Origin of the sequence: Vibrio sp. JPW-9-11-11 (genome assembly GCF_013369335.1) — a bacterium.
In the GTDB taxonomy this organism is placed as follows: Bacteria; Pseudomonadota; Gammaproteobacteria; order Enterobacterales; family Vibrionaceae; genus Vibrio.
Window position 1 is genome coordinate 195,985 of the sequence record NZ_SZQJ01000004.1, and the last position, 25,137, is coordinate 221,121.

At 49.6% G+C, this 25,137-nt stretch carries 19 protein-coding genes; 14 read left to right on the forward strand and 5 right to left on the reverse strand.

Annotated elements, in window-relative coordinates:
- Positions 1–17 precede the first annotated feature (17 nt).
- Together FCU94_RS03505 and FCU94_RS03510 are read right to left on the reverse strand one after the other, a co-directional pair.
- Entirely contained in the window at positions 18–320 is a 303-nt protein-coding gene (locus FCU94_RS03505) for a YebG family protein (protein WP_176287162.1), read from the reverse strand.
- Between the two features lie 81 nt (positions 321–401).
- Complete coding sequence (locus tag FCU94_RS03510) at positions 402–1,313, reverse strand: LysR substrate-binding domain-containing protein (protein WP_176287163.1); 912 nt, start codon at positions 1,311–1,313, stop codon at positions 402–404.
- A gap of 104 nt (positions 1,314–1,417) precedes the next feature.
- On the opposite strand from FCU94_RS03510, the gene FCU94_RS03515 reads away from it, so the two are divergent.
- Complete coding sequence (locus FCU94_RS03515) at positions 1,418–2,389, forward strand: TDT family transporter (protein ID WP_176287600.1); 972 nt, start codon at positions 1,418–1,420, stop codon at positions 2,387–2,389.
- Here the strand turns inward: FCU94_RS03515 and FCU94_RS03520 are convergent.
- Positions 2,381–4,261: a sigma-54-dependent Fis family transcriptional regulator gene (locus FCU94_RS03520; RefSeq protein WP_176287164.1), complete on the reverse strand. Its 1,881-nt coding sequence runs from the start codon at positions 4,259–4,261 to the stop codon at positions 2,381–2,383. The genes FCU94_RS03515 and FCU94_RS03520 overlap by 9 nt on opposite strands.
- 330 nt (positions 4,262–4,591) lie before the next feature.
- Here FCU94_RS03520 and FCU94_RS03525 point away from each other — a divergent pair, with 330 nt between their 5' ends.
- From FCU94_RS03525 to recD, 9 genes are all read left to right on the forward strand, one after another.
- Entirely contained in the window at positions 4,592–5,680 is a 1,089-nt protein-coding gene (locus FCU94_RS03525; RefSeq protein WP_176287165.1) for an ABC transporter ATP-binding protein, read from the forward strand.
- Positions 5,681–5,685: 5 nt separating this feature from the next.
- Positions 5,686–6,786, forward strand: a complete 1,101-nt coding sequence (locus FCU94_RS03530; protein WP_176287166.1) for an ABC transporter ATP-binding protein — start codon at positions 5,686–5,688, stop codon at positions 6,784–6,786.
- Positions 6,786–7,649, forward strand: a complete 864-nt coding sequence (locus tag FCU94_RS03535) for a carbohydrate ABC transporter permease (RefSeq protein ID WP_176287167.1) — start codon at positions 6,786–6,788, stop codon at positions 7,647–7,649. Before FCU94_RS03530 ends, FCU94_RS03535 begins: the two co-directional genes overlap by 1 nt.
- A 16-nt stretch (positions 7,650–7,665) precedes the next feature.
- The gene (locus FCU94_RS03540; RefSeq protein ID WP_176287601.1) at positions 7,666–8,484 is read left to right on the forward strand and encodes a carbohydrate ABC transporter permease; all 819 of its coding nucleotides are present in this window, start codon (positions 7,666–7,668) and stop codon (positions 8,482–8,484) included.
- A gap of 12 nt (positions 8,485–8,496) precedes the next feature.
- Positions 8,497–8,769, forward strand: a complete 273-nt coding sequence (locus tag FCU94_RS03545) for a DUF2160 domain-containing protein (RefSeq protein ID WP_176287168.1) — start codon at positions 8,497–8,499, stop codon at positions 8,767–8,769.
- A 109-nt stretch (positions 8,770–8,878) separates the two neighbouring features.
- Complete coding sequence (locus FCU94_RS03550) at positions 8,879–10,597, forward strand: ABC transporter substrate-binding protein (protein ID WP_176287169.1); 1,719 nt, start codon at positions 8,879–8,881, stop codon at positions 10,595–10,597.
- Between the two features lie 167 nt (positions 10,598–10,764).
- A complete protein-coding gene (recC, locus tag FCU94_RS03555) occupies positions 10,765–14,229 on the forward strand; it encodes an exodeoxyribonuclease V subunit gamma (protein WP_176287170.1) in 3,465 nt (1,154 codons plus the stop codon).
- 266 nt (positions 14,230–14,495) lie between these two features.
- Complete coding sequence (gene recB, locus FCU94_RS03560) at positions 14,496–18,110, forward strand: exodeoxyribonuclease V subunit beta (protein ID WP_176287171.1); 3,615 nt, start codon at positions 14,496–14,498, stop codon at positions 18,108–18,110.
- Between the two features lie 2 nt (positions 18,111–18,112).
- Positions 18,113–20,206 carry an exodeoxyribonuclease V subunit alpha gene (recD, locus tag FCU94_RS03565; protein WP_176287172.1) on the forward strand — a complete coding sequence of 698 codons (2,094 nt, stop codon included), beginning with the start codon at positions 18,113–18,115 and terminating at the stop codon, positions 20,204–20,206.
- A 26-nt stretch (positions 20,207–20,232) separates the two neighbouring features.
- Here the strand turns inward: recD and FCU94_RS03570 are convergent, their stop codons facing one another.
- A complete protein-coding gene (locus FCU94_RS03570; protein WP_176286999.1) occupies positions 20,233–20,490 on the reverse strand; it encodes a hypothetical protein in 258 nt (85 codons plus the stop codon).
- A gap of 116 nt (positions 20,491–20,606) precedes the next feature.
- A complete protein-coding gene (argA, locus tag FCU94_RS03575; protein ID WP_176287173.1) occupies positions 20,607–21,944 on the reverse strand; it encodes an amino-acid N-acetyltransferase in 1,338 nt (445 codons plus the stop codon).
- Positions 21,945–22,127: 183 nt separating this feature from the next.
- Here argA and FCU94_RS03580 point away from each other — a divergent pair, with 183 nt between their 5' ends.
- From FCU94_RS03580 to csdE, 4 genes are all read left to right on the forward strand, one after another.
- The gene (locus FCU94_RS03580; protein WP_176287174.1) at positions 22,128–22,544 is read left to right on the forward strand and encodes a DUF2850 domain-containing protein; all 417 of its coding nucleotides are present in this window, start codon (positions 22,128–22,130) and stop codon (positions 22,542–22,544) included.
- A gap of 87 nt (positions 22,545–22,631) precedes the next feature.
- Positions 22,632–23,735, forward strand: coding sequence for a murein transglycosylase A (mltA, locus tag FCU94_RS03585; protein WP_176287175.1), 1,104 nt, complete (start codon positions 22,632–22,634; stop codon positions 23,733–23,735).
- A 68-nt stretch (positions 23,736–23,803) separates the two neighbouring features.
- On the forward strand, positions 23,804–24,613 hold the full coding sequence (gene tcdA / locus FCU94_RS03590; protein ID WP_176287176.1) for a tRNA cyclic N6-threonylcarbamoyladenosine(37) synthase TcdA: 810 nt from the start codon (positions 23,804–23,806) through the stop codon (positions 24,611–24,613).
- 12 nt (positions 24,614–24,625) lie between these two features.
- Positions 24,626–25,054 (forward strand): cysteine desulfurase sulfur acceptor subunit CsdE, encoded by a 429-nt coding sequence (csdE, locus tag FCU94_RS03595; RefSeq protein WP_176287177.1) that lies wholly within the window; start codon positions 24,626–24,628, stop codon positions 25,052–25,054.
- Positions 25,055–25,137: the final 83 nt, after the last annotated feature.

A 25,137-nucleotide genomic window follows, 5' to 3' on the forward strand; every position in this document is an offset into this window, starting at 1 on the left:
ATCTTAATTAGCAGAGATCACGCTGCGTCGTCTTGGGCTTCTTCGCTCGCTTCAACAGCTTCAACCTTTTTGGGCTTCTTTGGTGCTGGCTTGCGTTTAGCGCCTAAGGCGAAAAGCACTTCATCTTTGTTTTGTGCTAGGAACATCGCTAAGTCTTCTTGCTTGCCTTCATCTTCTAGCAATTCACTTTTACCTAGTAGCTCAAAAAGCTCATCTGCCATATCGAGCATTTTGTCATATGCGTCAGCTTCCGCTTTAGAGGTAAAAGTCATTTTCTCTTCTCCGTTGCGTTCTACCACGTACTTGACGATTACAGCCATGGTTGGTCCTCTAACTCAAATTGTTGAATGTGTTTACTGTCTTTTTATACAGTTTTTGCCCGGTTAAGTCTAGGTGGCGGGTCAATTCTGCGACTTAAGTGGCGAGTCTTTACGCCATTGGTGACAGTATTGGATAAAAGATTTTAGCAGCGGACTCTGATATTTCTCCTTGTGCACCAGCAACCAATAGCGACGTTTCATGTCGAGCGAGAGTTTCAGCTCGACCACTCGGCCATCATTGAGTGCTGGCTGGGCGGCAAGTTTAGACAAGCAAGCGAGTCCCAGTCCTGCGGAAACGCTATTGATTAAGGCCTCGGTGGTATTGAGTTGGAACGCTTCGTGCCAGTGCTCGATTCGTGGTGCGACGACGCGTAAGAAAAACTCCCGTGAGCCAGAGCCTGGTTCGCGTAAGATCCATTCGCTGTGTTCCAAATCTCCCATCGTAAATGGCTTGCTGAGCAGTGAAGAGTCTGGTGAGCAGACCACACACATTTCATCTTGGCTGAAAGGGTGGGAGGTAAGCTGTGGATGGAGGGTCTTTCCCTCAATTAGGGCTAAATCAAGCTCATAATCGACCAGTTTTTGACAGATTAACGCCGAGTTAGAGATAAGCAGGCTCTGTGCATGGTGTTGAGTGTCGCGGCGAAAATCGCTCAGTAAATACGGCGCGACTTGATTGCCAATGGTGTCGCTGGCGCCGATACGCAGCTGACCCGATAGAGCTTGGTCGCTATCGAACAATTGCTCAATAGTGTGTGCTCGTTCGATCAGTTCATCCGCCAAAGGCAGGAGTTTTTGTCCCTCTTGATTGAGGATGAGGCGATTATTTACTCGATCAAACAGCGAGTGACCTATCTGCTTTTCCAGCTCTGAGAGCGCCATACTCACCGCTGCCTTGGAGAGAAATAAAGCCTCAGAGGCCGCAGTCAGGGTGTCGTGCTGGGTGATTGTAATAAACACTTTGAGCTGCTTGAGCGAGATGTTTGATGCCATAACCTTTGTTCAGATTGTCTTAACGAGTGTTCTAAATAATTAGATAGTTACGAACGAATAGCAAGCGTAAACTACCGCTACTGAAATAACGGTGTGAGGCAATGATGATCAAAACAGCAAAAGCAAAAGTGATGGGAGCACCGACGCCAATGGCGGGCTTAGCGCTCGGGATCGCCAGTTTAGGTTGGTGTTGGGAGAACGCTGCGCAGTTTAACGGCTATGCGCAGTGGGCTGGGGCAGTGATTGCGAGCGTATTACTGCTGGTGTTAGCGACTAAGTTTCTATTCCACAGCCACCTACTGCGCGAAGATCTTGCTCACCCCGTTGTGGGCAGTGTGGTCCCCACCTTTGCGATGGCAACCATGATTGTTTCAAACTCGTTAGGTCACTTTATCCCTTTAGCGGGTGATCTGTTATGGCTAGTCGCGGTTGGGTTGCATATTGTGTTCCTAGTTAGCTTTGCTTATCACCGCATGCAGGCGTTTGAGCTGCACCATATGCTGCCGAGTTGGTTTGTCCCTCCAGTAGGCATCATTGTTGCGGACGTCTCTTTCTCGGCAAATCCAGCGTTAACAGGCGTCGCGCAGGGGGCCTTGATATTTGGCATGTTGGCCTATGCCGTGATGCTACCTATGATGATCTACCGTTTATTGTTTGCTCACGAGATCCCTGATGCCGCGAAACCGACCATGGCGATCATGGCGGCGCCAGCCAGTCTGTCACTTGCGGGTTATCTGACCGTGGCTACTGAACCTTCGCCAGTGATCATTGGCCTGCTGTTTGGGATTGCCATCTTAATGACAGCAGTTATCTACCTGGCGTTTATTAAACTACTCAGACTGCCATTTAGCCCAGGTTATGCGGCGTTTACTTTTCCTCTGGTGATTGGTTCAACGGCACTGTTTAAGCTCAGTGCCTGGATGGAGAGCGTCGATGTGGCCAATGAGTACGTCATTCAAATCCATTGGCTTGCTGGTTTTGAGCTTATGGTCGCCACTGTGGTGGTGGGCTATGTCGCGCTGCGCTATGCCACATTTTACAGTGGTGCTGATCGACGAGTCTGTTCGCTAACGTAGTCCTTGCTCTCTGAGTCGCTTATACACGGTATTACGACTGATGTTTAACGCCTTGGCGGTGGCCGAGACATTGCGGCCGTTTTGTTCATACACATCTAGCCACGACAGGTCATCGTTTGGCTCGCGTTTGGCTGTTTTGGCCGGTGCTATTTGGGGCAATCCCTGTGCTTGTTCGGTTGAAGGCGAGATCAACGGTTGGTGCGCCAAGTCCTGCAGAAAGTCATCCGGCAGATGCTCAACTTGAATCGTGTCGTTGCCAGCCATGGCTAACGCGATTTGAATTACACTGACCATTTGACGAATATTGCCAGGCCAAGGATGGGCCTTGAACATCGACAAGACTTCCATGCTGATTCTTGGTTGCTGATCCTGTTGCGCATACTTAGCCAACAGGTAGCTGACTAGCGCATCGATGTCGCTACGCTCTCGTAGCGTTGGGAGCGAAAGATTGAGTCCAGTGACTCGATAATAAAGGTCTTGGCGAAATGTGCCGCGCTCCACGTCTTGCTTTAATTGACGGTTGGTTGCTGATACCAGTTTAAAATCCACCGGATAAGAAGTGGTTGAGCCAAGCGGTGTGACCTGACGTTCTTGTAACACTCTGAGCAGCCGCGCTTGAACGTTCAGCGGCATATCCCCCAATTCATCAAGAAACAAGGTGCCTTTGTCGGCTTTTCGGATAAGGCCGATATAGCCTTTGTTACTGGCTCCGGTAAAGGCGCCTTTTTCGTAGCCAAACAACTCAGACTCCACCAGTTCAGCTGGAATCGCCGCACAGTTGACCGCGATCATCGGCGCATGTTTACGTTCGCTCGACAGATGTAGCGCATTAACAAACACCTCTTTGCCCACGCCAGTTTCACCGTGGATCAAAATTGGGATGTCGGTGTTTAGAATGCGGCTGGCTTGGTTGATGGCTTTGGCCAGTTTGGGGTCGCCCATGTTGAGGCGCTCCAAATCCAGTGGTGCTTGTACCTGTTGATCGGGCTTGTGAATACTCGATTGACGATAATCGAGTTGTCGCCCCTGTGGCCGTTTTGGTGGCGTAATGAGTGAATAGAAGTTAAAGCCCGCATGGCTGGTAATAGCGGCTGGCGTAAATGGAGGATGAGAGAGCAGTTGGTCAAGTTTGAGGTCAAAAATGTGCTCGATACGCTGCAAGGCCAAATCCTGACCTAGCACGATTTCAGCGCGGCGATTGGCCGAGACGATCACGCCTTGCTGATTGAATACCAATAGTGACGACCACTGGCTATCAATATTTTCAGCAGAAGTGTTGAACCATAACAGGTAGTGGTCTGATTGAAACTTAGACGCGATCAACTGGTTTTCAATGGCTTGCGACATCAGTTTTACCATGCCGAGCGTGTGCGCGGTTGGCATGTAAGCATCGCTGGAGATGGAAAGCACGCCCGCCATTTTGCGCTCAGCATCAAACAATGGGGCCGCAGACCCCGTCATAAACCGATTGGAGGTAAGAAAGTGTTCATCGTGAAATACCTGCACAATCGAGCCTGTTTCCAGCGCAGTACCTATCGCATTGGTGCCGATCAATCCCTCTTGCCAATGGACGCCGTTTTGGAACACGTCTGGCTGGCGTTGAGAGAAAAATCGCTGCTCCCCCCAACTGTTCAGCACCTGGCCTTGTGGGTTGGCTAGAGTGATCAGGCAATTACTGTTGGCCAACAAACTGTCGTAAAAAGGCAGCACTTTCTGTTGGGTCGTCGTCAGCAGACCCGAGTGCTCTTCCAGCGTGAGGTCGAACGCGTGGCCGGATTCCATTTCGATGATCGGATGGCTGTGATGAACCAGCCCTGCGTCTCGGCAGCGTTGCCAAGATTGTTTGATGATTGATTGGTGTTTGTTGTCCATAGCGTTGTTCAGTGGCAGCGATAAGTTGTTTTTAAGTAATTATTCTAATTGTTCGTATGTGAACGTTATTGTTCATAAACGCTCAATTAACATATCACCATGCTGAACAGTTTGAACACATTTTGTTAACAAGTGTTAACCCGATCTCATCGGCGAAATCATCAGTAATATCGGTATCTTATTGAGGTTTTAGTCACCCTAACCTTATGTTTAAAGGCTTGGTGAACCATTCTGTAAAATATTTGTTAACAAAATGACATCTTGGCACGACTCTCGCTCTATTGAGCAATATCGAAACAAAATGATTATTCGAATGGTAAGGAGTCATTAGTGTCATTAACACTTGAGCAGGTAAGCAAATACGTTGACGGAGAGATGCATATCTCTGACGTTAACCTCACCTTTGAGCCTGGGTCGTTCAATGTGTTGCTTGGGCGAACATTGGCGGGTAAGACCTCTTTGATGCGGCTCATTGCTGGGTTGGATCGTCCTACTTCAGGAAGAATATGGGTCAACGGTATCGATGTGACTGGCGTATCGGTGCGCGAACGCAACATCTCTATGGTCTACCAGCAATTCATCAACTACCCGAATTTAACGGTATTTGAAAACGTCGCGTCTCCCTTGCGTTTAGCGGGTATGGCGGAAAAAGAGATTCAGGAACGAGTGCATGCCACGGCTGAAATGTTGCGTATTACCGAGCATTTGAAAAAGCATCCATTGGAGCTTTCTGGTGGTCAGCAGCAGCGTACGGCCATGGCGCGCGCCTTGGTCAAAGATGCGGAGATCATCTTGTTTGATGAACCGCTGGTCAACCTCGACTACAAGTTACGCGAAGAGCTGCGCCAAGAGATGCGTGAGCTGTTCCAGACCCGACATACCATTGCTATTTATGCCACTACTGAGCCCAATGAAGCGCTCGCACTCGGCGGGACCACCACCATCTTACACGAGGGCAAGGTGATCCAGTCTGGGCCGACCGCTGCGGTTTATCACCATCCAGATAATGTCGATTCAGCCACGCTGTTTAGTGAGCCGCCGATTAATTTGATCTCAGGTGACATTACCGACAATGAAGTGACCTTTGATCAGAGCGCCCATTTCCCACTCAATCAGTCACTGAGCAAACTAGCCAAAGGCGAGTATCAATTCGGCATCCGCCCTAGCCACCTTAGCTTACTGCCTAAAAATGACGATGACGTCGAGCTGACGGTGCAAGTGGAAGTGGCCGAAATCAGTGGTTCGGAAACGTTTCTCCATGTGCGTAATGCTCATTTGGATATGGTGCTGCATTTACCCGGCGTACACAGCTATGACGTCGATGAGACGATCAAAATCTATATTCCAATCCACAAATTCTATGTCTTCGGTATGGATAGCAACCTTATTCATGCCCCGATTCGTGATGTTAGGGGATAGCGTTCATGGTTCAAATAACACTTAATTCACTGGCTCACACCTATGATAAAAAGCCAACGACGGCCTCCACTTATGCCATCAAAGAGATGAATCACGTGTGGAAGCAAGGCGGCGCTTACGCACTGCTTGGGCCTTCGGGGTGTGGTAAGTCGACCTTGCTTAACATTATTTCTGGACTGATGAGCCCGTCTCAGGGTGATGTGATGTTTGACGATGTTCGCGTTAATGAACTTCGTCCGCAAGATCGCAATATTGCACAGGTTTTCCAGTTTCCTGTTATCTACGACACCATGACGGTGTACGATAATCTGGCGTTTCCACTGCGCAATATGAAAGTACATAAAGCCAAAATCCACTCTAAGGTGACGGAAATCGCCGAGATTTTGGAGCTGACCAATGTGCTATCGAAGAAAGCGCAGCATCTCACGGCTGATGAGAAACAGAAAGTGTCGATGGGACGCGGACTGGTGCGTGACGATGTGTCGGCGATTTTGTTTGATGAGCCACTGACGGTCATCGATCCACAACTGAAATGGAAGCTGCGCCGCAAGCTGAAGCAGATCCACCAGCAGTTCAATATCACTATGGTCTACGTGACTCACGACCAGCTCGAAGCCTCGACCTTCGCCGATGAAATTGCGGTGATGTACAACGGGCAGATCGTGCAGTTTGGTACCCCGCGTGAGCTGTTTGAGCGGCCCAATCACACCTTTGTCGGCTACTTCATCGGCAGCCCGGGCATGAACTTGCTCGAGGTGTCGCCCACAGACAATGGCGTGCAGTTTGATGGTGTTGAAGTGCCATTGTCCGAAGCCTATCGCCATGCCATTGCCAATGCCGCAAGCCAAAACATCAAAATCGGTATCCGCCCAGAGTTTGTCCATGTGTGGGAGAAGGGCCACGACTCGGCGCTGCTGTGTGATGTGTTGCACGTCGAAGACTTGGGCACTTACAAAATCGTTACCTTGAAACTCGGTAATCAAGAGATCAAAGCGCGCCTTCAGGAGGATCAAGTGGTGCCACAACATCAAGCTTACATCAGCTTCCCAGAGCAATGGACCATGCTGTATGTCGATGAATTCCTTGTCAATGTGGGAGAAGAGTGATGGATAAAGTTGCCAATAACCGCGCTTGGTTTTTAGTGCTGCCAGTATTTGCGCTGGTGGCGTTCAGTGCCATCGTGCCGCTGATGACGGTGGTGAACTACTCACTACAAGATATTTTTGATGCCAATACTGCCTATTTTGTCGGTACAGAATGGTATCGCGAAACGCTCAATGATGAACGGCTGCACGGCGCGCTGCTGCGTCAGTTTGGTTTTACCTTCACCATTTTGCTGATTGAAGTGCCGCTGGGGATCATTGTCGCGCTCACCATGCCGACCAAAGGCAAATGGTCTGCCTTCTGCCTGATTGTACTGGCGATTCCTCTGCTGATCCCGCTTAACGTGGTTGGCACCATTTGGCAGATTTTTGGCCGCGCTGACATCGGCTTGTTCGGTTGGGCGCTAAATGGAATGGGGGTTGACTACAACTACGCAGGCAACCCGATTGATGCTTGGTTGACGGTGATTTTGATGGATGTTTGGCACTGGACATCGTTGATTGCGCTGCTGTGCTACTCAGGCTTGCGCGCCATTCCCGATGCCTACTACCAAGCGGCGAATATCGATCGAGCGTCGACTTGGTCAATCATTCGCTATATCCAACTGCCGAAGCTTAAGAGCGTATTGCTGATCGGTATTCTGATCCGCTTTATGGATAGTTTCATGATCTACACCGAACCGTTCGTATTGACCGGTGGCGGACCCGGTAACTCCACCACCTTCCTCAGTCAGACGCTAACTAAGATGGCGATTGGCCAGTTTGATATCGGCCCTGCAGCGGCGTTCTCTATCATCTATTTCTTGATCATCCTCTTGGTGAGCTGGGTGTTCTACACCGCAATGACCCACGGTGAAAATAAGTAAGGAAACAACCATGGCGATGACAAAATCTAAATACACACGCTACACCCAGATTGTTGGTCTGGCTCTGTACATTGTCTGCTTGATGCTGCCGATTTACTGGCTGATCAACATGTCGTTTAAAGAAAACCAAGAGATATTGGGCGGACTGAGCTTTTTCCCAGAAACTTGGACCTTTAAGAACTACGCAACCATTTTCTCCGACTCAAGCTGGTATATGGGCTACGTCAACTCGATCATCTATGTAGTCATGAACATGGTGATCACCTTAACCGTTGCTTTACCTGCCGCTTATGCGTTCTCGCGTTTTAAGTTTGTCGGCGATAAGCATCTGTTTTTCTGGCTGCTGACTAACCGTATGGCGCCGCCCGCGGTGTTCCTGTTGCCATTCTTCCAGCTTTATTCTTCGGTCGGTCTGTTTGATACCCATATTGCGGTCGCACTGGCGCACTGTTTGTTTAACGTGCCACTGGCGGTATGGATTCTGGAAGGGTTCATGTCGAGTGTTCCCCGCGAAATCGATGAAACCGCTTATATCGATGGTTACAGCTTTCCTAAGTTTTTCATCAAAATCTTTTTGCCGATGATCCGTTCGGGGATTGGGGTCTCGGCTTTTTTCTGCTTCATGTTCAGTTGGGTCGAACTACTGCTCGCTCGTACTTTGACCTCGGTTGATGCCAAACCGATTTCAGCGGTGATGACTCGTACCGTCAGTGCGTCAGGTATTGATTGGGGAGTATTGGCGGCAGCAGGTGTGCTGACCATTCTACCGGGCATTTTAGTTATTTGGTTTGTAAGAAACCACGTCGCGAAAGGTTTCGCGTTAGGTCGAGTTTAAGGAGACATCATCATGGCTTGGATGGCATGGACTACCCCTTCAGCGCTGTTTTTTCTCGGGATTGCGCTGATTCTATTGACGATGACGATTCGTGAAATTCGTACGCCGTGTATCGAGCGGAAAGGGTTTCTTCCGATCACCACCACGCGTGGCGATCGGTTATTTATCGGCTTATTGAGCTCGGCTTATATCCATCTTGGATTTGTCGGGTTTTCTGAGCTGACAATTTGGGTGCCATTTACCTTATCGGTCATTTGGCTGGGTACAGTTTTGAAATGGGGATAACAACAACGTAACGACATACCCACCCCTCGATAGCAAGACGTCATCGAAATGGGGTGAGTGATACCAATAACGTATTAGACAGAATACTCACAACTGGAGTTAGACAAGAATGAAAAAGGATATCAAAAAGTCTTACCTTGCTCGTAGCTTAGCCTTGAGCTTTGCTTTAGCTGCCATCTCACCCGCTGCGCTTGCCGATATGGCTGCAGCGAAAAAATGGATGAGTGAAGAGTTCACTCCATCGACGCTTTCTACCGAAGAGCAAGCGCAAGAGATGCAATGGTTTATCGATGCAGCGAAACCCTTCCAAGGTATGGAAATCAATGTGGCTTCGGAGACGATCACCACTCATGAGTACGAGGCCAAAGTCTTGGCTCAAGCGTTTTATGAGATCACCGGCATTAAAGTCAACCATGACTTGATTCAAGAAGGTGATGTGGTTGAGAAACTGCAAACTCAGATGCAGACTGGGCGCAATATTTACGACGGTTACATTAACGATTCTGACTTAATTGGTACCCATGTTCGTTACGGAAAAGTCGTCCCTATCTCAGACTTTATTGAAGGGGAAGGGAAAAGCGTGACTAACCCTTACCTTGATCTGCCTGATTTTATCGGGTTGGACTTTACCACGGGTCCCGATGGCAAAATCTATCAACTGCCGGATCAGCAGTTTGCTAACTTGTACTGGTTCCGTGCCGACTGGTTTGAGCGCGAAGACCTTAAAGCGAAGTTCAAACAAGAGTACGGCTATGAGCTAGGGGTACCACTTAACTGGTCGGCGTATGAAGATATCGCTGAGTTCTTTACCGACAAAGTGAAAACCATTGATGGTGAGCCAGTCTACGGCCATATGGATTACGGTAAGAAAGATCCGTCTCTGGGTTGGCGTTTCACCGATTCTTGGTTCTCGATGGCAGGCGCTGGCGACAAGGGTATCCCTAATGGTCTACCTGTCGACGAGTGGGGCATTCGTATTGAAGGCTGTAAGCCAGTGGGCTCCGATGTTGCTCGTGGCGGCGCGACCAATGGTCCAGCAGCCGTATATGCGACAACCAAGTACGTCGATTGGCTAAAACAGTATGCACCACCAGAAGCTCAAGGTATGACCTTTGGTGAAGCAGGTCCGGTTCCAGCGCAAGGTTCTATCGCTCAGCAAATTTTCTGGTACACCGCCTTTACTGCCGATATGACCAAGCCAGGCCTACCGGTTGTCAACGAAGATGGCACTCCAAAATGGCGTATGGCACCGTCGCCACGTGGCCCATACTGGGAAGATGGCATGAAACTCGGTTATCAAGACGCGGGTTCTTGGACATTCTTAAACAGTACTCCACTTGACCGTCGTCAAGCGGCTTGGCTCTACGCGCAGTTTGTCGTGTCTAAGTCGGTCAGTTTGAAGAAGACGTTGGTTGGCTTAACGCCAATTCGTGAGTCGGATATCAATTCTCAAGCGATGACAGACGTTGCGCCTAAGCTTGGCGGTTTAGTCGAGTTCTACCGCAGTGATGCGCGTAAGCAGTGGACGCCAACGGGCACCAATGTGCCAGATTACCCGAAACTGGCGCAGCTTTGGTGGCAATACGTGTCTGAAGCGGCGAGTGGCGAGAAAACCCCTCAAGAAGCGCTTGATGGTTTGGCGCAGGCACAAGACCGCGTGATGCAGCGTTTGGAACGAAGTGGTGCGCAAGGCGACTGTGGACCACAGCTCAATCCGAAGAAAGATCGTGAATACTGGCTATCACAACCCGGTGCGCCTAAAGCGAAACTGGCCAACGAGAAGCCACAGGGTAAAACGATTGCTTATAAAGATCTGATCGCTCAATAAGGTTTTATTCGCTTATTCGACGATTGATCCCTCTACCCGCTCTTGCCTGTCGAAGGCTTGAGCGGGTATTTTGATTCGAGCCAAATCATGGGCTTATATCACTCTCGAAATTGCTCTGCTTATGCTAATCTCAACCTCAATTACTGCGAGATAAGTGTGAGTGCATTGTGTTTACTGTCTATCATTCCAACCAAGTTGATGTCTTAAAGTCGCTGCTTGTTGAGCTCGTGCGTCTCAATCCGCTAGAAAATCCGTTTGAAAAAGAGCAGATCTTGGTGCAAAGCCCAGGTATGTCTCAGTGGCTGAAAATGGAACTCGCGAAAGAGTTTGGCGTGGCTGCGAACATTGACTTCCCTCTGCCCGCGACCTTTATTTGGAACATGTTCACTGAAGTCTTGCCCGATGTGCCTAAACGCAGTGCATTCAACAAAGAATCAATGAGTTGGAAGTTGATGCACATCTTGCCTGGGCTGTTGAATCAAGCTGAGTTCGAGCCGTTAAAGCGCTACCTAGAGCGAGATGAAGACAACTCCAAGTTGTATCAACTGTCAGAGAAAATTGCCGACATCTTTGATGGCTATTTGGTGTATCGCCCTGAGTGGATCGCGAGTTGGGAAGCGGGGCAACAAGTGGCGGAGTTACAAGACGAACACCCATGGCAGCCGATTCTATGGCAAGCACTTTACGACCATACCGTGGCGCTGGGTCAGTCGCCTTATCATCGTGCCAACCTTTATGAACATTTCATCGATACGTTGGAGAGCTATCAGGGCAATTTTGACCATCTACCGAAGCGTCTGTTTGTGTTCGGCATTACCTCTTTGCCACCACGTTATATGGATGCGCTAAAAGCGATTGGTGAGCACATTGACGTTCACTTGATGTTTACCAACCCTTGTCGTTATTACTGGGGTGAAGTGCGAGACCGAAAATTCCTAGCGCGCTTGGCAGCCAAACATCGTCAGCACAGAGTGTGGCATCAAGACCACTCTGAGGCGCAGGGAGAAAGTCAGCAGTTGAAAGGCAGCGTGGAAGAGAATCTACTTGATGAATTGCATACCGATGCCGTCGGCAATAGCTTACTCGCCTCTATGGGTAAGCTTGGCCGCGATAACATGTACTTGCTGTCCCAGCTTGATAGCCACGAAATAGAAGCCTTTGTTGATATTGAACGTGACTCTCTGCTGCACCAGTTACAAGCCGATATTCTTAACCTTGAAGAGCACCAAGACGACCGCCAACTCGATAGCAGCACTCACAAACAACCTGTCGAGCTGGGAGACCGTTCACTGACGTTGCACGCGTGTCATAGCCCGATGCGCGAAGTGGAGGTGCTCCACGACCAGTTACTCGCCATGTTTGACGCGGATCCGAGTTTGAAACCTCGTGACATCATAGTCATGGTGGCCGACATCAACGCCTACAGTCCCGCTATCCAAGCGGTATTTGGTAATGCACCAGGTGAGCGTTTTATCCCATACTCCATTTCAGACCGCACCGCCGATCAAGAGAGCCCAATCCTCAACGCATTTATGCAGTTGGTCGACTTACCCAATACCCGCTGCTTAGCCTCAGAACTGCTAGAGCTGTTGGAAACACCAGCCATATTGGCCCGGTTCGAGATCAGTGAAGAGGAGTTTGTGCTCGCCAAGCAGTGGGTCGAAGAGTCAGGGATACGTTGGGGGCTAAATAGTGACACTTGCCGTGAGTTCGATCTTCCCGAAAATAACCACAATACCTGGCAGTTTGGCATTGAACGTATGTTACTGGGCTACGCCATGCCAGAGACGGCGGGTTTGTTTGACTCTCCGCATGGGCAACTCGCTCCGTACAATCAGGTTCAAGGGCTTGGGGCCGAGCTTGCGGGGAAACTCGCGCACTTTATTCAGACCATTCGCGACTATCGTCAACGTGTGGCCCAAACGCAGAGCATTGATGTTTGGCGCGAGGTGTTAACTCAATTGTTGGACGATATCTTCGCGGTCGAGTTGGAGGGGGAGGCGGCGCTGAAGTCAATTCGTGACACCTTAGCCAACCTCAAGCAGCAACTGAGCGATGCCGCGTTCGAGCAGCCACTTGCGCCTGCGATTGTGCGTCAATATTTGCAAGATAAACTGTCTGGCACCCGCGTCAGTCAACGTTTTCTTGCTGGGCAAGTCAACTTCTGTACTTTAATGCCGATGCGCTCAATTCCCTTTCGTACCGTGTGTCTGCTCGGGATGAACGATGGGGTCTATCCTCGCTCGATGCCGCCAGAAGGGTTTGATTTGATGAATGGCCGCACACGACCTGGTGACCGTTCGCGTCGAGACGACGACCGTTACCTGTTTCTGGAAGCGTTATTGTCTGCGCAGCAGACGCTCTATATCAGTTATGTGGGCCGCTCGATTCAAGACAATACCGAGCGGGTGCCGTCTGTGTTGGTGTCGGAGTTAGTTGAGTACTGCCAGCAAAACTATTGCTTACTCGGTGAGCAAGATAAACCCGCGGACGAGTCGGGCGATGCGCTGGTCGCCAGTTTAGTGACGCACCATCCGATGGTACCGTTTAGTGAGCAAGCCTTTAGCGGCGATCGCCCGAGTTACGCCAAAGAGTGGCTGCCCGCGGCCAATCGACTGGGTCAGCAAAGTGGCGATTTCAACCGCGAATTAGAAGACTATTTACTTGACGCGACCTTCCCACTCGAGCTCGATTTGGTTGAGTTGCAACGCTTTTGGCGCTTACCGGTGCAGTATTTCTTTAATCGTCGACTTAAAGTGACGTTTGAACCGCCGCTGCCTGTGATGCAGGATGAAGAACCTTTCGTTCTGGGTGGCCTCGAGAGCTACCAAATGCGTGATGCGCTACTCAACGAACTACTTAAACAGCAGCAGTTGGGCCAGCAGCAGATACAAGTGGCGATTGAACGTTTTGTCCAGCAGCAACGCGCGCAGGGTAAGTTGCCCGTCGGTGCATTTGGTGACATCGAGTTTGAGACCAACCGAGTTCAGGCCGAACAGTTGCTGGAGAAAATTGGTTTTGTCTGCCAAGCCAGCCAAGATGATCTCGAAGTTAAACTCAGTTTTGAGCCGTTTGGCGACGGAAAACCAGTGCAGCTCGTTGGTTGGTTAACTCAGTTCTATCAGTCGGGTTTGGTGCGTTTTCGCAGTGGTCAATTGCGCTCACAAGACTATCTTGCCGCTTGGATTGACCATCTCGCTATGGCGGCAATGGGCATCCATCGACCCACGCATATGATAGGCTACGATCGTAAAGAGGGGGCGATACATATGATTTACCCGGCGCTCGACGATGCAGCGCAAGCGCACACTTGGTTGGCGGAGCTAATCAGCTTGTTCTATCAGGGCATGACACAGCCGTTGGCGTATTTCCCCAAAACAGCGTTGGCCAATATTGAAGCGGGGTTTAGCCGTGGACATTGGGCTGACAACGAAGAGAAAGCGTTGAAGAAAATGGCCGACACCTTTAATGATGGCTATCTGTCAATGGGTGAAGGAAACAATGCCTATATCGCACGTATTTGGCCAAGTTGGGATGAGGCGCTGGCAGCAGACGTGCGACGCCTTAGCCAGAAGATCATGGAAACGCCACGGTTGATGATGCAAACCAGCGCAGAGGCGAGTAAGTCGTAATATGGGAAAGTAGGTGGCCGCCAGTAAATCATTATTGTGTAGGGCGTTTGCTGTACGGCCACAGGTCAGAGGGACCATGATTCGGTGGGTTTATTGCAAGATCACTTACTCAACACATGGCGGGCATACTATCGGCTCGCTGTGGCGCGCGCCGTGAGAAAGATCCCATAACCACCTAACGTTTTATCGTTTGATATTAATAACTAACGTTTTAAAGTCTGGATCACATTCAGTATCCAGCTTTTCAGTAAAAAGGCATATTTTTTATGACATCGGCGGCTTCAGTTACCCCTCTCGATACAATGACGTTCCCCCTCCATGGCGCGCGATTAATTGAAGCGTCAGCAGGGACAGGGAAAACATTCACGATTGCCGGGTTATACCTCAGATTGTTATTGGGTCATGGTAGTGAACAGACTCAGCATCACGCCCCCTTGTCCGTCGACCAGATCTTAGTCGTGACCTTTACTGAAGCGGCAACCGCTGAACTGCGAGACCGAATTCGAGCTCGTATTCACGATGCGCGCTTGGCTTTTGCACGTGGTCAAAGTCAAGACCCTGTCATTGTCCCCTTGCTTGAACAGGTCGCCGATCATAAACAAGCGGCCGAGGTATTACTGCAAGCTGAACGTCAGATGGATGAAGCCGCGGTCTACACCATCCACGGTTTTTGTCAGCGGATGCTGACCCAAAATGCGTTTGAATCAGGCAGCCGTTTCAACAATGAATTTGTTACCGATGAGAGTCATTTAAAAGCCCAAGTGGTGGCAGATTATTGGCGACGGAACTTTTATCCGCTGCCGCATCACTTGGCGGGAGAAGTACGCCGGTTATGGAGCTCGCCTGCCGCGCTGCTGGCAGAGATCTCCCGCTATATGACCGGCTCGCCAATTGGTTTATCGGTGGCGCCAATGAGTGGCAGCTTGGCCGACTTGCATCAGCAGAACTTGCAACGGATTGATGCGCTCAAAGCGAGCTGGCGCGCTCAGCAAGACGAGCTTTTAGATTTGATCAGCGACTCGGACATCAATAAGCGCAGCTATAGCAAAAAGTCTTTGCCCACGTGGCTTGAAGCGGTGAATCAGTGGGCGGCATTAGAGAGCGTCAGTTATGAGTATCCAGAGCAGTTGGCCAAGTTTGCTCAGTCTGCGCTTGACGAGAAAACGCCTAAAGGAAATCCACCTCAGTTACCTTTGTTTGAGCAAATTGATGCGTTTGTCGCCCAGCCGATAAGCCTCAAAGCGCCACTGCTCGCACATGCGATTGAACATTGCCGCGCTTTGTTAGCTGAGGCGAAACAGCGTAAGCAATGGTTATCGTTTGATGATTTGCTGACTCAACTGTCGGCGGCGATTGACAGTGACGCTAGTCAACAACTGGCTGAGCGTATTCGCACCCTTTATCCGGTGGCGATGATCGACGAGTTTCAAGACACCGACCCGTTGCAGTACAGTATTTTTAGTCGTATCTACTTAGACCACCCTCAATGTGGTCTATTTATGATTGGTGATCCCAAACAGGCGATCTACGCGTTTCGTGGCGCCGATATATTTACCTATATTAAAGCGCGCAATCAGGTCAGCTCTCATTTCACTCTTGGTACCAACTGGCGATCCAGTGCCGATATGGTCGCGGCGGTGAACCAAGTATTTGCGTCGCCGCAGAGCCCGTTTATTTATGATCAAGATATTCCATTTTTACCGGTAAACCACAGCCCGAAAGCAGAGCAGCGCATTTGGACTATGGCAGGCCAAAAGCAGCCTGCCTTGACCTACTGGTTACAAGCGGCTGACGATAAGCCTTTAGCGAAAGGCGAGTACTTGGCCGCCATGGCTCAAGCGACAGCGGATCAGATCCATACAATTTTGGACGCAGCGCAAAATGAACAGGCGCATTTCAGCAGCGACAAACAGCAGCGTCCGATCCGAGCTGGGGATATCGCCGTGCTAGTGCGCACCGGGAGCGAAGGGCGCTTGGTCAAGCAAGCGCTAGCTGACCAAGGTATCGCCAGCGTTTATCTTTCTAACCGCGATAGTGTGTTCACCTCTGCCATCGCTAATGATCTTCAGCGTTTGCTTCAGGCCGTGCTGACACCAGAAAACGACCGCGCTCTGCGCGCGAGTCTTGCGTCTGAAATCTTTGCCCTCGACGCGGGTCGCTTAGATACTCTCAATAATGATGAGAACGAATGGGAAGCGGCCATCAACGAGTTTAAGGAGTATCGTAAGCTTTGGTCACAGCGCGGCGTTCTGCCGATGCTACGCAGTGTGATGAGTAAGCGTCATATCGCGGAGCGATTACTCGCCGAACCAGGCGGGGAACGTCAATTGACAGACTTGATGCATATTGGTGAGCTGCTGCAGCAAGCCAGCATTGAACTCGATAGCGACCATGGCTTACTGCGCTGGTTAGCGCAAGCCATCAATGATGCTGAAAACGGACTTGGCGGTAACGAAGATCAAATTCAGCGTTTGGAGTCTGAACGTCACTTAGTGCAGATTGTTACTATTCATAAGTCAAAAGGTTTAGAGTATGACTTAGTCTTTCTGCCATTTGTTTTCAGCTACCGAGAGGCCGCTGAGGCCAAATATTACGACGCGGACAAGGATCAAACCATTCTCGATATTACCGCACAAAAAACGGCGTTAGCCGCCGCTGATAAAGAGCGTTTGGCTGAAGACTTGCGCTTAATTTATGTGGCTTTGACCCGTGCGGTGTATGGTTGCTTTGTCGGAGCTGCGCCACTGCGCAATGGCCGTTCAAGTAAAGAGCCAACCGGGGCTCATCTTAGTGCGATGGGGTATCTGCTGCAAAATGGTCAGCAAGGCGGGATAGCAGATTTGACCGCCGCACTTGAAGCGCAAACCCGGCAATTAGACTGCATGACTTTGTGCGACTTACCAGAGGTGCACCAGCAGCCTCTGACGGTCATCGAAAGCACGCAGCAAGCCCTAAGCGCCGCCCAGTTGACACAAACGATCGATCGCAGTTGGCGCATGACCAGTTATTCAGGGCTGATTAAACAAGGCCAGCAGCATACTGATGGGCTAACAGATTTACTCCATCTCGATATCGATTCTTCCGATGAGCAAGATCAGCAAGCCGATAGTGAGCCGCAAGCTTCTATCTTTACTTTTCCGCGCGGCGCACGGCCAGGGACTTTTTTGCATACCCTGTTTGAAGAGGTCGAGTTTACTCAGCCCGCGACGAGTGAAGATAATAGCGCGACCATTCGCAAGTTGATGGAAGATGAACAGCTCGACCCTGACTGGCTGCCAATTTTACAGCAGCTAGTCGACACCGTACTCAACACACCGCTGGATGGTAAACAACTGCGGCTTAAGGACAAAACCCCACAGCAGCGTCTGGTTGAGATGGAGTTTATGCTGCCGATTGAAGTACTGTCGGCGCCTGCACTTAATCGTGTGATTCAGCGACATGACCCGTTATCTGCCAAAGCGGGGGATCTTGGCTTTCATACCGTGCATGGCATGTTGAAAGGGTTTATCGATTTAGTCTTCGAGCATCAGGGTAAGTATTACGTGCTGGATTGGAAATCAAACCACTTGGGCGATGAAGTCAGTTTCTATCATGGAGACGCGCTTAAAGCGTCGATGGCCGATCACCGTTACGATCTTCAATATCAACTCTATGCGTTAGCATTGCACCGTTTTTTACGTAGCCGTCTGGCCAATTACGATTACCAACAACATTTTGGTGGTGTTTACTATCTGTTTTTACGCGGGATGGATGGCGAAAGTGATCATGGTATTTTTACCGCTAAACCGAGTTTAGAGTTGTTAACTGATATGGACAGATTGGTCGACGGTTTACCGATAGAAGAAAAACACAATAGTGCTGGTCAGATGGAGCTGCTTTAGAGATGGATAGACTGATTGCGACCTTGCATCAATTGGCAAGCAAAGGGCAGATTCGCCAACTGGATTGCCAGTTTGCTCGCTTTATTGAAGCACAAACACACGATAGTCAATTGGCGTTTATTGCTGGTGTGGTGAGCAGCGAGCTCGGTAAAGGGCATATCTGTTTGCCGCTGTTCGATGAGCATGGGAACTCGGTCGATTTAGCCGCCAAGCTGGGTTTGTTTTCACAAGCTGCCAGCGAGTTAAACCAACAGTTATTAGGGATCGACTGGCCTGCGCTGCTGAAAAGCAGCGCGATGGTAGGCAGCAATGGCGAGCCTGTACCACTTGTTTTTGATGGCAAGCGGCTCTATTTGCATCGCTACTGGCACTACGAAGTGGTGGTCGCAGAGCGGTTAAATAGCTTTGGGTTACCCATGATCCTTACGCCACCAGAGCTGCACAAGCTGTCGCAGTTACTTGACCACCTGTTTGCTCGTAACTATCGCTATCTATTTGAAGATATTAGTAAATCTATCGAATCTGGTACCAGTTCACCAGGACTAAGACAGCGAATGGTTTGTGACCACCTCGATGTGGTTGCCGAGCAAAGTTTGGAGTGGCCTACCATAGACCAAACGCTTTGCGCGGCGAAAAGTATCGCGGATCTCACCCCATTGGATGAATGGGTACCTAGCGCTGCTTGCATCAATTGGCAAAAAGTGGCGGCGGCCGTGGCGTTAACACGGCGCTTTGCGGTGATCTCGGGGGGGCCGGGTACAGGTAAAACTACCACAGTGACCAAACTGCTCGCCGCTTTGATTGAACAAGCTCAGAGCCACAACACGTTACCGACCATTAAATTGGTGGCCCCGACAGGCAAAGCAGCGGCGCGCTTGACGGAGTCAATTGGTAAAGCGGTTGCTGCCTTGCCGGTGAGCCCTGAGCTTAAACAAGCTATTCCCACTGACGCCAGCACCTTACACCGTTTGCTCGGGGCCATTCCTAACAGCGCAGAGTTTCGTCATCAGCGAGACAACCCCTTACACTTGGATATTTTGGTGGTCGATGAGGCATCTATGATCGATTTACCTATGATGTATAAATTGATCGATGCATTGCCAAAACACGCGCGATTGATCTTGCTCGGAGATAAAGACCAGCTAGCGTCGGTCGAAGCTGGCGCGGTGCTCGGGGATATCTGCTCTTTTAATGCATTCGGCTACAGTCAAACGCATGCCAGTCAGCTTGCGCGATTGACGGGCTTTGACACATTAGCGAACAACCAGCAAGGGCAAGCGAGCATTGCCGACAGCCTATGCATGTTGAAAAAAAGCTATCGCTTTGACGCGCGTTCGGGGATTGGCCAGTTGGCCCAAGCCGTCAACTCGGGCAGTACGCTTAAAGTGGATGCGGTTTGGCAGCGCGACTTTGCTGACATCGCAAAATTTCCCATCGACAGTCAGCACTATAACCAGATGATTCAAACCATGGTGGGTGAATATCGCGGTTATTTACAACGTTTGTCTCAAGCGCCAGATGGAGAATCGGAAACCCTCGCCGAGCGGGCAAAATCGGCTCTCGATCTGTTTGCTCAGTGCCGATTGCTATGTGCCGTTCGCGAAGGGGATTTTGGCGTCAGCGGGCTCAATCAACGAACCGAACGTGGACTGGCGGCACGGAAACTTATCCAAACACAAGATGAGCTTTGGTACCACGGCAGGCCAGTGATGGTCACCAGAAATGACCATGGGCTAGGGCTGTATAACGGTGATATCGGTTTGTGTGTGTATGATGCTTCGCTCGATAAGCTGAAGGTCTTTTTTGAGCTGCCAGATGGCAGTGTGAAAGCGGTCTTACCGAGTCGGGTACCGGAACATGAAACAGCTTACGCCATGACGATTCACAAGTCGCAAGGCAGTGAATTTGACCATACCTTGATGATCTTACCCCCCGATTTTACCCCTCTGCTAACGCGTGAGCTGATCTACACGGGCATAACTCGTGCGAAAAATCGATTAACGCTGTTTGTTGATGAACGAGTATTGAAGCGTGGTATCAAGGTGCGCACTGAGAGAGCAAGCGGATTAATAGAAAGGTTACGAGATAGCAGATGACCTTCCGTGGTCGCCTGTTAGAGTGATTAAAGTGCGGTAGAGAAAGAGATACTGCGGATGCGGTATTTCTCTTGGTAGTTCAATATGAACGCTTTTAAGCCTTCTGTAACTGGGAAAACGCAGTGTACGTCGAGATCTTCTAGTAGTTCGTTGTCTGCCATATCCCAAAAACTCTGCACAGAGTTACAGATAATTTTTTTCATCAATAGTTTGCTCTTAGTAACGTCGTTAGTAACCTCAAGCAATCCTTGCAGCTTAACCGATTGGTTAAGTTGAGAACTCAATCCTAGCTCCTCATAATCAGAGGAGCTCGAATTTTAACCAATTTAAATTATGAAATAAAGCGACTATTTAAGAAAATTAATGCAACAAGATCTCATAAGTGAGATAACTCATTGAGCTATAACTCAAGTGAGAGGATTTTTGACTTACGCTGGTAGTTATAGAGGTTCTGTTTATGCGCTGGGAGGAAATCGACTCCCATCTCATGAAATCCTTGCTCTCTAAACCAGTGCAAACTATGGGTGGTGAGTACGAAAATCTGCTCAATGCCTTGTGCTTTTGACTGCAAACGCATGTGATTAAGCAATAATAGCCCACGGTTACCATCGCGATACTCAGGATGAATAGCCACACAAGCCATCTCGGCCATGCGTTCTTCGGGGTATGGGTAAAGGGCCGCGCAGCCGATGATCAGTCCGTCTTTTTCGATGATCGTAAACTGGTGGATCTCTTGTTCGAGTTGTTCACGAGAGCGTCGCACTAACACGCCATGTTGCTCTAACGGCTGAATTAAGTCGAGTATGCCGCCAATGTCATCGATATCCGCGACACGAACTTGTTCTGAGCTCGCCTTGACCACTTGGGTACCAATACCGTCAAGAGAGAACAGTTCTTGGATCAAGGCTCCATCGACCTTGTAACTAACCAAGTGACTGCGAGGCACACCTGCTCGACAGGCCGCCGTCGCCGCGCGCAGAAAGCGTAGCGTTCCCGATGAGTTCTCACAGCCGTTACTGCTGCTGTTTTCTAGCTCTGCTAAAATCTTTTCCGCTTCTTTAGGAAACAGTTCTGCAAACACTTCCCCATTCTCATCGATAATGCCTTGCTCCGAGCAGAAGCCGATCAGCTTGTCTGCCTTAAGTTTGATCGCGACCTGGGTTGCGACTTCTTCTGATAGCAAATTAAATGACTCACCAGTAACAGAGCTGGCGATAGGCCCGAGTAAAACGATAGAGCCTTGGTCGAGCATGCGATTGATACCTTGGGTATCGATTCGACGAATTTTACCGCTATGACAGTAATCGACACCGTCATCGACCCCAAGTGGTTGAGAAATAATAAAATTACCGCTAACGACATTCAGCTGAGTACCTGCCATTGGGGTGTTACTCAAGCTCATTGACAGTTGGGCTGTAATCGCTAACTGCAACTGTCCCGCGGCTTGCATGACATAGTTGAGGCAGGTTTCATCGGTTACGCGCACCCCTTTATGATACGGACTCGCGTATTGATTCTGCTCTAATAGATGATTGATTTGTGGCCGCGCTCCATGAACGAGCACAATTTTAACCCCCAAGCTATGAAGTAAAGCTAGATCGCTGATAATATTGGAAAAATTTCCGTCCGCGAACGCCTCTCCGCCGAGCATGATGACCATGATTTTATCGCGGTGAGCATTGACGTAAGGTGCCGATTGTCTGAAGCCTTTTACAAGAGCGGTACTTCTTAGTTTCACAGTAACAACCAATGATGAATTTATATGTGGATATACTGCAATTTTATTCCGTTGTGAACAAGTATTTTTTCATTGAAGTATCGTTCGTGGCAGCGCAGATAAACGGCGCTTAGTGAAGATTTAGACAAAACAAACTCGCGCAAATCCCATCGTTAGTTAACAATTACTCAATAAGTAGGTGAAATGACCAGTCGTTTATTGGAAACAAACAGAGTGAATAGCTTGAACCATCGAAATCGGAAAACGGTTGAGCGAGTCATTGTGATTGGTGCACTGTTGGCAGCGATCGCTTCGCTGTTGCTCGTCAGTCAACTGTATGATGTTTACTTAGAAAAAGTCTATCCCAAGTCGAAGATGTACGGGACTTGGGTAGAGCAGGACGTTGCAGCTTATAGCCGTGAGAGTTTTGTGCTCAGTGCTGCTGGTGTCACGGTCAATGGTGGGGTCATTGATACCCATTTTAGCTGGGACGGTTCTTATCTGGAATATCAGGTCGGCGACAATACTCGCCGTTTCAAAGTACTAGATGAACAACTGACCCAGATCCAACTGGTTTCGCAGCCGCATTATCAACCGATTTATCGTTTGTCAGAAAAATAAAAAGATCACATTCGTTAACCACTGATATATTGCGAATTCTAGGTAAGTTTGTCATCCTCATTGCATCGCTCAATAAGGATCTATCTCGTGTTTAAAAAATACCTCCCACTTGTCGCGGCCAGCGTTCTGTTCGGCTGCGCTCAACCGACCGACCGCGCGCAACAATATGGTGATCAAGAGTTCGCATCAATTTTGAATAAATCATCACTTGTTGAGTCGGATAAACCGAGAGATTTTACTGAGTTTCACCGTCAAGCAGAGCAAGTAGTGACGAACTCACCATCGATGGCAAAAATCTACCAACCTTTGTATGAAAAACTCAATGAATGGGTGCTTCAAAGCGGTGAACCGACAGAACTCGCTGCTTACGGTATTCAAGCGGCGCAATTAGGGGGGGGAGACAAACGAGGCAACGTGTTATTTACCGGTTACTTCTCGCCAGTGATGGAACTGCGCCACGAACCGAACGAAAGGTTTAAATACCCTGTGTATGCAAAACCCGATTGTGAGATGGATTGCCCGACTCGAGCCCAGATTTATAATGGTGCACTCGACGGGCTCGGCTTGGAGCTGGGGTACGCGGCGAATCTGATCGATCCGTTTTTGATGGAAGTGCAGGGCAGTGGCTTTGTCCATTTTGAAGATGACGACACACTTGAGTATTTTGCTTATGGTGGTAAGAACAATAAAGCCTATGTCAGTATCGGCCGAGTATTGATCGAACGCGACTTAGTCCCACGAGAGAAAATGTCGATGAAGGCGATCAAAGAGTGGGTGCTAGCCAACGATGAATCGACAGTGAGAGAACTGCTAGAGCAAAACCCATCGTTTGTTTTCTTTGAGCCCCGAGCCGATGCGCCAGTGACCGGGTCTGCCGGCATTCCGCTATTAGCTATGGCTTCTGTCGCTGGTGACCGCTCTATTTTTCCTATGGGCACGCCAATTTTAGCTGAAGTCCCTTTGCTTAATCCCGATGGCACTTGGAGTGGAGCCCATCAACTGCGTTTACTGATCGTATTAGATACAGGTGGGGCGGTAAAACAGAACCACCTCGATCTCTATCACGGGATGGGGCCACGGGCGGGTACCGAGGCGGGCCACTATAAACATTTTGGCCGAGTTTGGAAGTTAGGGCTCGAAGAGAGTCCGACTCAAGCGCCTTGGGCGTTGCCGCCGGAGAAGTTGCAATAGCCTAGACATTTTTCTCAAGAGTGCGTATAAATCGCACTCTTTGTTTTTACACCCTGCGGACAATCGATATGCGCGAATTAGACACTCCTGCTTCTGAACACTACAACCAACGATTTGGTGGTACGCGCCGCCTTTATGGTCACAGTGAAGTTGACATTCTGCGCGCGGCGCACGTGTGCGTGATTGGTATCGGTGGCGTGGGTTCATGGGCGGTTGAAGCTCTGGCGCGCACCGGAGTGGGTGAACTGACCTTGATCGATATGGATGATGTTTGTGTGACCAACATTAACCGCCAAATCCATGCGATGTCTGGAACGGTGGGACAAAGCAAAATTGAGGTGATGGCCGAGCGGGTTAAGTTGATCAACCCGGAGTGCAAAGTGAACCTAATCGACGACTTTATTACTCCAGACAATCAGCATCTGTACCTATCCAAAGAGTATGATTATGTGCTGGATGCGATTGATAGCGTCAAGGCGAAAGCGTCGCTGCTGGCCTATTGTCGGAGTAACAAAATCAAAGTGATCACCACGGGCGGCGCGGGCGGACAAGTTGACCCGACTCAAATCAAGGTCGCGGATCTCACCAAAACCATCCAAGATCCTTTGGCGAAAAAGATTAAAGATACCTTGCGTCGTCATCATAACTTTCCAACTAACCCAGCGCGTAAGTTTGGCATCGACTGTGTATTTTCGACTGAGCAGCTTAAGTATCCGCAACCTGATGGTAGCGTATGTGGGATGAAGTCGAGCGCGGAAGGACCGAAACGCATGGATTGCGCCAGTGGTTTTGGCGCTGCTACCGTAGTCACGGCGACCTTTGGGTTTGTCGCGGTGTCACGCATTGTAGAAAAACTGATTCAAAAGTATCGCAACTAGTTGGAGAGTAATATGTCGCCTTTTCCTCAATCACCGTTTGGTCAAGACATTGATGCAGAGCAGATAGTGCAAACCATGCAAGCACTGCGTGGATGGGAAGACCGCTATCGCCAAGTCATCCAGTGGGGAAAAAAGCTGCCAGTGATGCCTGAGTCGCTAAAATCGGCACAAGTGACAGTGTCAGGTTGTGAGAGCCAGGTATGGTTAGTGAGCCAACGAGTGGGTGAGGTTTGGTACTTTTGCGCTGACTCCGACGCGCGCATTGTGCGGGGTTTGATCGCATTAGTGATGGCGGCGTTTGATGGTAAAACCCGCGAGCAGATCCAAGCGTTTAACGTGGATGATTATTTTGCTCAGCTTGGCCTGATTGAACACTTAAGCCCCTCACGTGGCAATGGGTTAAAAGCCATTGTCGATCAAATCAAACGTACAGCGAGCTAGTTCCCATCAGAGACTAGCTGATCGCCGATTTCTACCGACTGATTCAGCACTTCAAGCGCTTACGCCTCGTCATCCACGGGGTG